Source organism: Gorillibacterium terrae (genome assembly GCF_051594785.1).
Classification (GTDB): domain Bacteria; phylum Bacillota; class Bacilli; order Paenibacillales; family NBRC-103111; genus Gorillibacterium.
The window spans coordinates 1392905-1406213 of the sequence record NZ_JBPPGI010000001.1; the positions used below are offsets into that span (position 1 = coordinate 1392905).

Genomic DNA, 13309 nt, shown 5'->3' on the forward strand with positions numbered 1-13309 from the left:
TTTTTCGCTGCAACGAAATCGGATTCGGGATGGGGGCAAGCGCGAATGACGGAGCAGGCAAAGGCGTTCCGCGACTACCTGCAAGAGCGGACCGCGATGGTGGAGGAGAAGCTGAGAACGGTATGGCCTCCCGATTGGGAGATCCCGCCCCGGCTGAGGGAATCGATGGATTACTCGCTGCTCGCCGGAGGCAAGCGAATGCGGCCGATTCTGGCGCTCGGCGCGGCGGAAGCGGCAGGCGGGCGGACAGAGGCGGCGCTCGGCGCCGCATGCGCCGTAGAGCTGGTTCATACTTATTCGCTGATTCATGACGATCTGCCGGCGATGGACAATGACGATTACCGCCGGGGCCGTCTGACCAACCACAAGGTCTACGGCGACGCCATGGCGATCCTGGCCGGAGACGGGCTGTTGACCCATGCGTTCCGGCTGGTCGCCGATTCGCTGCAGGAAGGGGTCCCGGCGGAAACCTGCGTGCAGATCGTGGCGGACCTGTCCCGGCTCGCCGGCCCGCATGGCATGGTCGGAGGCCAAGCCGCCGACATGGAAGGCGTGCAGGGCATTACCGATGTCCGGGAGCTGCAGGCGATCCATACACACAAGACCGGCGACCTGATCGTGTTCTCTCTGCTCGCGGGCGGCCGCTGCGCCGGAGCCGGGGAGCAGCAGCTGGATGCGCTTCGTATCTACGGCTATTCCATCGGGCTGGCGTTCCAGATTCAGGACGACATCCTGGATTTGACCGGAGACGAGGCCAAGCTGGGCAAGCCGGTTAAAAGCGACGAGCGCCAGCAAAAGGTAACTTATCCTTACTTGATCGGGCTGGAGGAGTCAAAGCGAAAGGTAGAGGAGCTGACCGAGGAAGCGAAGAGGGCGATTCGCCAAGCGGGATTCCCAAAGCCGCAGAGGCTGCTGGAGCTGGCAGATTATTTGATGAATCGGGATCATTGAGGTTAAGCGCCGTCGGGAGAAAGTAGCTCGGCGGCTTTTCTTTCCGATGAAATCCGCATACGAAGTATAAAAGTGTCGTACAATATCACTTATCCGACCATTTTCCCTATTTCGATAGCGAAAAACCTGCTATTTTCCCAGATTATCCGACTTTTACATTATATACTCTTGCAGACTGTCTTGCACGAAATCCGGCGCTCCCTTTTGTAGCTGCTGCACGGTATGCAAATAACGCTGGGTGGTATTGATATGAGAGTGGCCGAGCGACTCCTGGACCTGCTGCAGAGAAGCCCCTTGCAATAAGGCTAAAGTCGCATTCGTATGGCGCAGCCAGTGCGGCGTTACCTTCTTCTCCAGATGGCAGGCGGAAGCGGCACGCTTGATGATCCGCTCAATTTGCCTTACCGAGATGGGGAAGAGCCTGCGCTTGTCCCGTTCTTCGGTCTTGTCCGATCCTCCCGGACACGGAGCCTCATACTCCTGAAGCAGCTTCCACAAAAAAGCCGGGACCTTGACCTCCCGGGATTTCCCTCCCTTCGCCTGCCGGATCGTCAAGCAGACCGAGGCCTCCAGCAGATCCGCATGAAAATCTCCCCACGTCACCGCCGCGAGCTCCGATACCCGCAGCCCCAGCAACAGAAGCGACAGGCCGATCAGGTAGTTTCGAAGGCCGCCCCGCTGCAAAGCTTGCAGCAGCTTGCCCACTTCTTTCTTCGTCAGATAATGCCCCCGGCTCGTTACCGTGATCGACGGAATCCGCATCGACACCGTCGGGTTGGTCTCGAACAGCCCGATGTTGGGGTCGCTTCCCCACCGGTACATCGATTTGAGCGGAGCCAGGAAAGCTGCGACGCTGGCCGGTGCGAAGGGGCGTTCCGTTTCCCGGAGATGCGTCAAAGACAATTTGTAGGCCTCCATTTCCCTCCAGGTAACCTGAGACAAGGTCAGATGGGGAACGAACTCGCGAAAGCGCTGAATGGCCCGGCTGTAATTCCGCCTGGTGTTGGCCGATGCGCAGCAGACGGAGAGGAACATCTGAACGATTTGCTCGTCCGAATAGGAGGCTTTCCGGTCGAAATCCGCCAACAACCATTGGTTGGACCCGGTCGATTTCATGGTTGTACTTTCACTCCCTCTGGTTGGTTTGTGTCGGATAAGTGATATTGTACGACATGCAGGACACGTTGGATATTTGGGCGGCAAAGGAGAACCGGGGATCTTGAACGATTCGAACAGCTTTACCAGTAGTTATCGAAAGCAACCCGAGCAAAATGTAATGACATGGATGAAATTTTTGGCCGAAAAGCATCCCGCGACCTATCGCCATTCGGTCAGGGTGGCGATCCTGGCCGAAAAGCTGGCGATCAGCTTGAAATTGAACGAGGAGGAGAAGGGAAAGCTCGTGATCGGCTGTTTCCTCCACGATGTCGGCAAGGGGCTCTTGCCCATCGAGCTCTGGAATCAACGGGAAGCGCTATCCGAGGAGCAATGGCAGACCGTCCGGCTGCACCCGACGGTCGGAGCGGATTTGATCCAGGCCAACTCCGCGCTCGGACCCGAAATTCTGCTAATGATCCGCCATCATCATGAGCGCTGGGACGGAACCGGTTATCCCGACGGTCTGCAAGGAGAGGAGATTCCGTTCTTTGCCCGGATTTGCGCCGTAGCGGACGCCTTCGATTCGATGCTCACCGAGCATCCGTATGTAAAAATGGGAAGCCTGGACGAAGCCAAGCGGGAGCTGGTCCGCGGGAGCGGAAGCCAATTCGACCGTCGAATCGTCCAAGCTTTCCTGCTGCTGTCCAACGAGATGTTGGACATCTATATGGGGACCGAGTGCTGAGAATATCCGGGATTACCGGGCGCTGCCAAGCCGTTTCGTTGAGAATCGGCTTCTTTTTATGGTATAATGAGCGACAGCAATTGACTGTGTTCACTCCAACGGGAGTGTTTTTATATCGACAGCATGCATGTTTTTGGACAATGACGGGAAACGGGGGAAACGAATGTGCTCGAACGAATTCAGAGGCCTCAGGATCTGAAAACCCTCTCCATGGACGAACTGGAAGCACTCGCCGGGGAGATTCGCCAGTTCCTGATCAAGACGCTGTCGGCCACCGGCGGGCACCTGTCCTCCAATCTGGGAATTGTCGAGTTGACCATCGCTCTGCATTATTATTTTAACAGCCCGCAAGATAAACTGATATTTGATGTTGGGCACCAAGCTTATGTTCACAAAATTTTAACCGGACGAATGGGCAACTTCGATACCCTGCGCAAGCAAGGCGGCATGTCGGGCTTCATCAAGCGCTCCGAAAGCGAGCACGACGTCTGGGAAGCGGGGCACAGCAGCACGTCCCTCTCCGCCGCGATGGGCATGGCGATGGCCCGCGATTACCAGGGCAAGAAGAACGAGGTGGTGGCGCTCATCGGCGACGGCGCCTTGACCGGCGGAATGGCCTTTGAGGCGCTGAATCACATCGGCCATGAGCAGAAGAAGCTGATGGTCATTCTGAACGACAACGAGATGTCCATCGCTCCGAACGTCGGCGCCATGCATAATTACCTGATGAAGATCCGATCGGCGAAGCAGTACAAGAAGGCCAAGGAAGAAATTGAAGGACTCCTGAAGCGGATTCCCGCGTTCGGGGAAACGCTGGCGAAGACGGCGGAGCGCTTCAAGGACGGGATGAAGTATTTCCTCATCCCGGGCATCCTGTTCGAGGAGCTCGGCTTTACCTATTTCGGTCCGGTGGACGGCCACAACCTGCCCCAGCTGCTCGACACGCTTCGGCAGGCGAACAGCGTGTCCGGCCCTGTGCTGGTCCATGTCCTGACCCGCAAGGGCAAAGGCTACACGCATGCGGAAGCGGATTCCCACGCCTGGCACGGGGCGAGCGCCTACAAGATCGAATCGGGCCAGATGATCAAAGCGGTCGGAGCGCCGATGTACACCGAGGTCTTCGGCAACATGCTGATCGAGCTCGCCGCCCACGACGACCGGATCGTCGCCGTCACCCCGGCCATGCCGGGCGGCTCGGGGCTGATGAAGTTCGCGGAACGCTATCCCGGACGGATGGTGGACGTCGGCATCGCCGAGCAGCATGCCGCCACGATGTGCGCCGCGCTCGCCCAGGAGGGCATGAAGCCGGTCTATGCCGTGTACTCAACCTTCCTGCAGAGAGCGTACGACCAGGTGGTGCACGACATCTGCCGGCCGAAGCTGAACGTTACGTTCGCCATTGACCGGGCCGGCTTTGTCGGACCGGACGGCGAGACGCATCAGGGCGTCTACGATATCGCCTTCCTGCGCAGCCTGCCGAATCTGGTTCTCATGATGCCGAAGGACGAGAACGAGCTTCGGCGGATGATGGTCACGGCGCTCCACTATTCGGACGGACCGATCGCTTACCGTTATCCGCGCGTGAACGGGACGGGAGTCAAGCCGGAAGCGGTGGTGGAGCCGATCCCGATCGGCACCTGGGAGACCGTCCGGGAAGGGGAACGCATTGCGGTACTGGCGGTCGGCCCGATGGTTCAGGTCGCGGAGGAAGCCGCCGATCTGCTTCGGCCGACGGGCATTCAGCTCCATATCGTCAATGCGCGCTTCCTGAAGCCGCTGGATGAAGCCATGCTGCTTGATCTGGCCAACCGGGGCTACCACCTCATCACGATGGAGGAGGGCGTCCGGCTTGGCGGCTTTGGCAGCGCCGTGCAGGAATTCTATGCCGACCATGGACGGTTTGACATCCCCATCAAATGCCTGGGCGTTCCCGACTATTTCGTCGAGCATGGAAGCATCAAGGAGCAACGGAAGGAAGTCGGCTTGACCGCGGAGGACCTGGCCTTGCAGGTGCAGGCTATGCTGCCTCGCACGAACCGGCAGCGGGCGTGAGGTCAGCCAATCAGAGAAGGGGACGGACAACCTGAACGACAAAGAACGAATCGACGTCCTGCTTGTGGAGCAGGGATTTTTCGATAGCCGCGAGAAGGCGAAAGCGGCGCTCATGGCGGGTCTTGTGCTGGCCGACGAGCAGCCGATCGACAAACCCGGGATGAAAATTCCGCGTTCGGCTGCGCTCAAGGTGAAGGGCGCGCTGCATCCGTATGTCAGCCGGGGCGGCCTCAAGCTGGAGAAGGCGCTGAAGCATTTCAACCTCGACGTGACCGGATCGGTCATGCTGGATATCGGGGCGTCCACAGGCGGCTTTACCGACTGCGCGCTGCAAAACGGAGCCAAGCATGTGTACGCGGTGGATGTAGGCTACAACCAACTGGATTGGTCACTGCGCCGCGATCCGCGGGTAACGGTCATGGAGCGGACGAATTTTCGCTACCTCACCCGAGCGGACCTTCCCGCCGACACGCCGGATTTTGCCACGATTGACGTCTCCTTCATCTCGCTGAAGCTGATTCTGCCCGCGCTCGGCGGAATCCTGGAGCAGGGCGGACGGGTGGTTGCGCTCATCAAGCCGCAATTTGAAGCGGGGCGGGAGAAGGTCGGCAAGTCGGGCGTCATCCGCGACGCTGCTGTTCACCGTGAAGTGCTGGAGACGGTGCTCGGCTTCGCCGCCGAATTCGGCTATCGCTTGGACGGATTGACCTTCTCCCCGATCACCGGCGGAGAAGGCAATATCGAATTTCTCGCCGTCTGGACCTGGACCGGGGAGCCTCAGTCCTTGCCCGCCGATATAAGCGCCCGGATTACCGGCACGGTAGAGGCCGCGAACGGCGCTTTTTCCTCTTGACCCATAGACCGTATGCCGGAAGACTCACCCCTTGCCGGAGGCAACTGAATCACGCGAAGTGTACGGAATCGTTCTGGAAAATCGATTGGAAGAATGATCCGTATGCGAAAGCGATGATTGTTTCAGTTGTTTCCCTTGCGGATGGGTCTTTTTTGGAAAAGAGCAGGAGTTTCTGCGAAAAAGGCGAATATATATTCGGGTGATACCATGAAAAATGGCGACGGCTTCGTATTGATTCTGCTTCTGGCGCTCTTCCTGATCTGGGCGGCGTATTGGATTCGACATTGGTGGAACAAGCTCCCGGACCGCCGGATGACGGTGGAGCCGGACGAGGAAATTCCGGTTACGGAAGCGGTTGCCCTGCTGGAGAATGCCGGATATGAGGTGCTCACCGTCAAGCGGCGGATTCCCGTATTTATTCAAGTCGACGGCGGTGCAGATATCGGCGGCGAAGACTTGGAAAGCCGGCTCTTCGTCGATCACTGGGCTCAGTTCGAGGACAAGCTGTATGTGGTGAAGGTAGAGCGCGAGCGCAAGCCTTACGAGTGGACGGGCAGCGGACTTCGCGATCAGTTGATGATCTACGCCCTGCTATACGATGACGCGGCCGGTATTTTGGTGGTCAGTCCGCAAACCGGGCGGATTCGCAAGGTGGAGTTTGAAATCGAGCGCTGAATCCGGCGCGAGAAAAGGGGATTGAACGGACGTGAAAGGCAAACGGCAGCTCAAAATCAAAGAAATCCTGAATGCCATGGAAATCGAGACCCAGGAAGACTTGGTGGATGCGCTGCGCGAAGCGGGCTTTAACGTAACCCAAGCAACCGTTTCCCGCGATATCAAGGAAATGCACCTGATCAAGACGCCGCTGGCGGACGGGCATTACAAATACGCCGTCCCCACCGAGCAGCGCTTCAATCCGGAACAGCGGCTGAAGCGCGCCCTCATGGACCAATTCGTCGGGATCGATTATACCGAGAACCTGGTGGTCTTAAAATGCACACCGGGGACGGCGAACGGCCTTGGAGCCTTATTGGACGTTCTGGAATGGGACGGCATGATGGGAACCATCTGCGGGGACGACACCATCTTGGTCATCTGCCGGACGAAAGAGAGCAGTGAGGAGTTTGTGAATGAAATCATGAGCCTGCTGGGGTGAGGAACGATGCTTAGGGAACTAACCATCCGCAATTTGGCGGTCATCGAATCCGTTCAATTGACCTTTGACGAAGGCTTCCAGGTCTTGACCGGGGAGACGGGCGCCGGCAAATCGATCATCATCGATGCGCTCGGCCTGATCGCCGGGGGCCGGGCTTCGGCCGATCTGGTCCGGTACGGCCAGGACAAGGCGGAGATGGAAGCCTTGTTCGACATGGGGAGCGATCACCCCGTATGGGAGACGGTTGAACGGCTCGGTATCTCGGCGGACCGGTCGGAGCCGATCATGATCCGCCGGGAAGTGACCGCCGCCGGCAAGAGCACGGGCCGGGTCAACGGGCAATTGGTCAACCAGAGCATGCTGCGGGAGATCGGCGAGCACCTGGTCAACATCCACGGGCAGCATGAGCATCAGTCTCTGCTTCGCCCCGAAGGCCATATCGGCTGGCTGGACCTGTTCGGCGGAGCGGAGGTAGCCGAAGCCTTTTCGGCTTACAAAGCCTCCTACGACCGTTATACCGGCCTTCAACGGCAGCTTCGGGAGCTGCAGGACAGCGGCAAGCAGGCGCTTCAGATGCAGGACCTGTACCGCTTTCAAGTGGATGAGATCGCCTCGGCCAAGCTGAAGCCGGGCGAAGAAGAGAAGCTGCTGGAGGAGAAGCGGAAGCTGGCCAACGCCGAGAAGCTGTTCTCCAACGTGAACGATTCGTACGAGGCGCTGGCGGCGGGCAAGGGGCTGCAGGCGGTCGGCAAAGCGATGCAGAAGCTCCAGGATATCGCGGGACTTGATTCTTCCCAGCTTCAGCCCTTGTTGGAACAGATCCAATCGGCGTATTACCAATTGGAGGACGCTTCGTTTCAGTTACGCGATTACCGCGACCAGATCGAATTCAATCCGGCCCGGATCGACCAGATCGAGCGCAGGCTGGACGTCCTGTCCTCGCTCAGGCGCAAATACGGCGACAACGCCGAGGAAATTCTCCTTTATTATGAGAAGATCCGGCGCGAGCTGGAGCTGATCGACAACAAGGACGAGCACATTCACAAGCTGGAGGCCGAGCTTGCGGCGGAGCAGAGTATCGTGCTGAAGGCGGCTTCGGCCCTGTCGAAGCTGCGGCGCCGGGCAGCGGACGAGTTGGCCGCCGCCATTGAGCGGGAGCTACAGGAGCTGCAGATGCAGCGGACGCGCTTTGCCGTGCAGATCGAGCCCTTGGAGGATCCGAACGGCCCCGAGCTGGAGGGACGGTCCGTTCGGCTGACTCCGTCGGGGATGGACGGCGTGGAGTTCCTGATCTCCGCCAACCCGGGAGAGCCGCTCCGGAGCATCAGCCGCATCGCCTCGGGCGGCGAGCTGTCCCGGATCATGCTGGCCATGAAGACAATCTTTGCCAAGGTGGACCGGATACCGGTCCTGGTCTTCGACGAAGTGGATACCGGCGTCAGCGGCCGCGCGGCACAAGCGATCGCCGAGAAGCTGTCCCGCCTATCGACCGATTGCCAAGTTTTCTCGATCACGCACCTGCCGCAGGTCGCCTGCATGGCAGACGAGCATTATTTGATCCAAAAAGGGATCGAAGGCGAACGAACCTACACCCGCGTGTTCCGGCTGGATCACGAGGGCCGTGTCTTGGAGCTCGCGCGCATGCTCGGTGGAGTCGAGGTGACGGAAACGACAAAGCGCCACGCCGAGGAAATGATCTCCATGGCCAACCGCCGGAAATTTCCTGGGCAGGATGGCAAAAAACGAGGAATGACGCGGGTTTCCCGGTAACATTTTGATTCATAAAACCCCTGGGCCGGGGTTACCTTATAGTTACGCTGATGGCGACCAAACGCTCGTCCATTGAGCATCCAACTGACTATAAGGAGCGTGATCCGCTTGAACCCCGGCAAATGGTATCGATGGGTGGGGTACATCCTCTCCCTGGCCATCCTCCTCTTGGGATTCTCCACGCCCTTCCAGAACCTGGCCTCCCTTCCTTCCAACTATCGCCTCTTCGACGGCCAGGAAGCCCGGCTCTCCCTCTCCATGCCGGTTACGGCCCAGGTTTCGGTCGAGAACCCGGACATCGTGCACATCAACGGTCTCTTTCGTTATTTTTCCCAAGTGCGTTTAAATGATCCCATCCAGGTGGCGGCCAAACGAACGGGGCATACGGAAATGACGCTCAAGCTCTTCGGCAAGGTTCCGCTGCGAACCGTCCGGGTTCATGTGATTCCGCAAATCAAGGTGATTCCAGGCGGTCAGACCATCGGTGTTAAGCTGAAGTCGGCCGGAATCCTGGTGGTGGGCCATCATCAAGTCACTGTATCGGGCAATCGCAAGGTTTCTCCCGGAGAAGAAGCCCGGCTGCAGATCGGCGACATGATTATCAGCATCGACGGCAAGCCGATCAACGAGGTGGAAAAGGTGGGAGCCTTGACGGAGTCGGCCGGAAAAAGCGGAAAGCCGATGAAGCTCACCGTTATGCGGCGGGGCGAGAAGCTGGAAATGAAGCTGATGCCCGCCTTTGACATTTTGGACCGTTCTTACCGGTTGGGGCTTTATATCCGCGATTCCGCGGCCGGCGTCGGCACATTGACCTTCTATGCTCCTTCCCGCAACACGTATGGCGCGCTCGGTCACGTCATTACCGACATGGATACCCAAATGCCGATTGCCGTCGGCGGCGGCGAGATCGTCCATTCCAATGTAACCTCGATCGCGAAAAGCCAGAACGGCGACCCCGGCGAGAAGATCGCTCATTTTTTCCGGGAAGGCAAGACGCTCGGCAATATCGAGAAGAACACTTCCTTTGGCATTTTCGGTAAAATGACCGCTTTGCCCGACCATGGAGTGGAGGAATCGGCTCTTCCCATTGCTCTGGCGAACGAAGTTAAGCCGGGGGCAGCCCAGATTTACACCGTGGTCAGCGGCCAAAAGGTGGAGAAATTCGATATCGAAATCACGCATGTATCCCGGCAGGATTTTCCCGCGACCAAGGGACTCGTGCTGAAGATCACCGACAAACGGCTTCTGGAGCGAACCGGAGGCATCGTTCAAGGCATGAGCGGCAGCCCGATCATTCAGAACGGCAAGGTGGTGGGAGCGGTGACCCACGTGTTCGTCAACAATCCGACCAACGGCTACGGCTGTTTCATCGAGTGGATGCTGCGCGATGCCGGGCTGATGGACGAGGGGACGTCAAGCGCTCCGTATCGGCAAGCCAGCTAAGCGCGGGATGATCATGCAAAATAGCTCCTGGGCAAGGAACCGCTTATGGCGGTCACTTGGTCAGGAGCTTTTTATTGAACGAATGGTCAACATCGGTTAGGGGGCATTTGTCGATTTTTATCAAACCAACACCGAAAATTATCAGTATACCCAATAATCAAAAAAAATGAAATAAAAAAATGTTTCGACAGGAGGAATCCCGGATGCAGTGTCGAATACATTTACTGGAAAGGGCGAAACAAAGAAAGAGGAGGAAATCACTAGCAGACGATTGATGTGCTTTTGGCGGATGACAACCGAGAATTTACATCTTTGCTATCGGAATTCATCAACGATCAGGATGATATGTCTGTTGTTGGGGTAGCCTATAACGGGAACGAAGTGATCCGTATGATCGAACAGGCGAAGAAAGTCCCCGACGTGCTGATTCTGGACATCATCATGCCGCACCTCGATGGACTGGGCGTATTGGAGCAGCTCCGGGAAATGAACCTGCACCCGCAGCCCAAGGTCATCATGCTGACGGCCTTCGGCCAAGAGAACATCACCCAGAAAGCGGTTCAGCTCGGCGCTTCTTATTATATTCTGAAGCCGTTTGACATGGACGTGCTCACGAACCGGATTCGCCAGCTCGTGGGGACTTCGCCGGCGTCGATGACCTCCAGCAGCCCCATTTCCCCAAGAACGAACGTCGTCCCGATGAACAAGGGCAAGAATCTGGACGCGAACATCACCAGCATCATTCACGAAATCGGCGTTCCCGCCCACATCAAGGGCTACCAATACCTGCGCGAAGCGATCACGATGGTGTACAACAACATCGAAATCCTCGGCGCGATCACCAAGACGCTGTATCCGGCGATTGCCGAACGCTACAAGACGACGCCGTCCCGCGTCGAGCGTGCGATTCGCCATGCGATCGAAGTCGCCTGGACGCGCGGCAACATCGACAGCATCAGCTTCATCTTCGGCTACACGATCAACATCAGCAAGTCCAAGCCGACCAACAGCGAGTTCATAGCGATGGTGGCCGACAAGCTGCGGATCGAGCACAAGGTGAGCTAGGACGGACGGAGTTCCTTTTTCGGACTATAGAATGAATGAGAGAAGCGCAAGCTTGCGGCAATCCACCGCGGGCTTGCGCCTTTTTTCGTAATCCGCTTATATAAATTTCAAATGCTTCATTCGGTTCAGGACCGCCAATACTTCATTTAGCCTGGGCAACTCCAGCCATCGTTCAAAACCGGGAAAAAACGAGGAGAACACTCGATCGACCCCTTCTCTTTCCATATCGTCGAGCGCTTTGCGAATCCTCTCCTGAAGCGGGATGACGCGATCCTGATTGCTTATCGCGATTTTTCGAATCAAAAAGGCGATCGCGGCAAGCTGGGCCTCCGAGGTGATGTTGTATAGCCCCCGGATGTCGATTTGTTCATCGCCCATCAGAATGTATCCCATGCTGGAGACCTTCAGTTTCTCGGTACCGCTGCTCTGCGGATAGCTGGAAAAGCGGTCGTTGGTTATTTTTCGGTCAATCTCCCAGTTGGCCGCAGGAATCCGTTCGCGCGGTTTGTCGGGTTCGCCTATTTTTTTGGCTTCCCCGGTTACGTTCTTTGGCGCAAACTGGTCCATCAGGATGATTTGATCGGCAACCGATAAAAATTCACCGCTGCCGCCAATCACCAGAACGGAAGATACGCCCATGGCTTCATATAGCTCTCGGACGCGTTCCGTAAAAGGGGTGATGGGTTCATGTCGGATCAAGGAACGCATTTTCGCATCCTGAATCATGAAATTCGTCGCACTTCTGTCTTCATCAATCAAAAGCAGCTTACACCCGACGTGGATCGCCTCCATGATATTGGCGGCTTGAGACGTGGAACCGGAAGCGTAATCCGTCGAGAACTGTTCGGCCGAACGATTCGGTATCCATTTTATGAAAGGCGTGATATTGATATTGCTTATGGCCCGCCCTTCCTCTGCAGCGATTTCCATGGCACTTTGGTCGGTAATCACCCATTCTCGTCCGTCGCCCAGGCAATGATTGTAGATCCCTGAATTGAGCGCATCCAGCAAGGTGCTTTTCCCCGAATACCCGCCGCCGGTAATAACCGTCACCCCGCGCTTTATTCCCATGCCCCGCACGCCGCAGATTTCAACTTCCATATCTTCCGGTGAGACAAAAGGCAGAGCGCCCTCCAGCGGTCCGTTGTTGTCGGTGTTTCTGGGCAGAAGGCTGCCATTCGCAATAAACGCACAATAATCGCTGGACTTTAGCCACTCCCGAAGCTCGTTTTGCTTGTTGGCCAAATCAAAGGCAGCCTTTAACCGGAAGTGATCAAAATGGGCAATGAACTCCTCCACTTCTTTCGGAAGCATTTTGCAGAGCATCCGCATTGCTTTATCGTGATTTTTGTAGGGAAGCTGCACGGTAATCATCAGGCATAAATACCTCTTCTCCGAAAGGACTTCGACAAAGGACGCATTGCGCTGCACTACCGCATTGGTGGGACGAAAGCAATAAAAAGCGCCGTTGTCTTTGTCCGAACGCGACCGGTTATAAATCCATTCATTTAAAGCATCCATATGCCCAACCCATTGCCTGAGGGCAAAATCGGAAAGAACAACAGGGTCAAGCCGGTCATCTAAGCCGAGACGGTCAAACGGGATTTTTATCGTGATGCAGGGTTTATCCGGGGTGAGCTTATGCGTCCGTTCAATGTGAAAGGCAACATCCTCATTCCAGTAGGTGGGGTCCGATATCCTCTCCCCTTCGACATAGTAGGAGCCTTCGTAGATCAAGCCGTAAGAAGACTGTTCGGCTTGCATAGAGCGAAAATAGTGAGCGAGTCTTTTAATCCTGCATCATCCTTTCCTGATTAGAAGCTTGGGATGCCCCAAAAAAGAACAGCCACTCGAAAGTGGCTGTCATAGATCGGCAGGAAAGCCTATTGCTTCTTTCCGCCTAAATATAAAAGCTCCGAGAGTGTGAATCTTACCCTCAGAGCTTGAACTACCCGAATGAACCAACTAACACGAAAGATGAGGATAAGACATATATTTTTTTGTTTTCATTTTCCTCACCTCGTTAAGTTTTTTTACAGCTATCCAATCATAACACTAATATATTCCATTTTCAACCCCCAAAAGCAATCGCAGATGCGGAAATATCGTCCCCCAATGCCCGTCATTGGGGTAAACTTAGAAGCAGGAATTCCCGCTGGATAAGAGACAACAACCA

General features: G+C 56.5%; 11 protein-coding genes. 9 read left to right on the forward strand and 2 right to left on the reverse strand.

What is annotated here, in order from left to right; translation table 11 throughout:
• Window positions 1–45 precede the first annotated feature (45 nt).
• Window positions 46–951: a polyprenyl synthetase family protein gene (locus ACSEXS_RS05885; protein ID WP_438432232.1), complete on the forward strand. Its 906-nt coding sequence runs from the start codon at window positions 46–48 to the stop codon at window positions 949–951.
• 153 nt (window positions 952–1104) lie between these two features.
• Here ACSEXS_RS05885 and ACSEXS_RS05890 read toward each other — a convergent pair whose 3' ends face one another.
• The gene (locus tag ACSEXS_RS05890) at window positions 1105–2067 is read right to left on the reverse strand and encodes a tyrosine-type recombinase/integrase (protein ID WP_438432233.1); all 963 of its coding nucleotides are present in this window, start codon (window positions 2065–2067) and stop codon (window positions 1105–1107) included.
• Between the two features lie 169 nt (window positions 2068–2236).
• Between ACSEXS_RS05890 and ACSEXS_RS05895 the strand changes: the two genes are divergently transcribed.
• From ACSEXS_RS05895 to spo0A, 8 genes are all read left to right on the forward strand, one after another.
• Entirely contained in the window at window positions 2237–2794 is a 558-nt protein-coding gene (locus ACSEXS_RS05895) for an HD-GYP domain-containing protein (RefSeq protein WP_438433097.1), read from the forward strand.
• Window positions 2795–2959: 165 nt separating this feature from the next.
• A complete protein-coding gene (gene dxs / locus ACSEXS_RS05900) occupies window positions 2960–4846 on the forward strand; it encodes a 1-deoxy-D-xylulose-5-phosphate synthase (protein WP_438432234.1) in 1887 nt (628 codons plus the stop codon).
• 31 nt (window positions 4847–4877) lie between these two features.
• A complete protein-coding gene (locus ACSEXS_RS05905) occupies window positions 4878–5699 on the forward strand; it encodes a TlyA family RNA methyltransferase (protein ID WP_438433098.1) in 822 nt (273 codons plus the stop codon).
• Window positions 5700–5906: 207 nt separating this feature from the next.
• Window positions 5907–6374: a hypothetical protein gene (locus tag ACSEXS_RS05910; RefSeq protein ID WP_438432235.1), complete on the forward strand. Its 468-nt coding sequence runs from the start codon at window positions 5907–5909 to the stop codon at window positions 6372–6374.
• A gap of 31 nt (window positions 6375–6405) precedes the next feature.
• A complete protein-coding gene (ahrC, locus tag ACSEXS_RS05915; protein WP_438432236.1) occupies window positions 6406–6855 on the forward strand; it encodes a transcriptional regulator AhrC/ArgR in 450 nt (149 codons plus the stop codon).
• A 6-nt stretch (window positions 6856–6861) separates the two neighbouring features.
• Window positions 6862–8625 (forward strand): DNA repair protein RecN, encoded by a 1764-nt coding sequence (recN, locus tag ACSEXS_RS05920; protein ID WP_438432237.1) that lies wholly within the window; start codon window positions 6862–6864, stop codon window positions 8623–8625.
• Window positions 8626–8733: 108 nt separating this feature from the next.
• A complete protein-coding gene (gene spoIVB, locus ACSEXS_RS05925) occupies window positions 8734–10068 on the forward strand; it encodes a SpoIVB peptidase (RefSeq protein WP_438432238.1) in 1335 nt (444 codons plus the stop codon).
• 270 nt (window positions 10069–10338) lie between these two features.
• The gene (gene spo0A, locus ACSEXS_RS05930; protein ID WP_438433099.1) at window positions 10339–11133 is read left to right on the forward strand and encodes a sporulation transcription factor Spo0A; all 795 of its coding nucleotides are present in this window, start codon (window positions 10339–10341) and stop codon (window positions 11131–11133) included.
• A 96-nt stretch (window positions 11134–11229) separates the two neighbouring features.
• Here spo0A and ACSEXS_RS05935 read toward each other — a convergent pair whose 3' ends face one another.
• Window positions 11230–12870: a P-loop domain-containing protein gene (locus ACSEXS_RS05935; RefSeq protein ID WP_438432239.1), complete on the reverse strand. Its 1641-nt coding sequence runs from the start codon at window positions 12868–12870 to the stop codon at window positions 11230–11232.
• Window positions 12871–13309 lie beyond the last annotated feature (439 nt).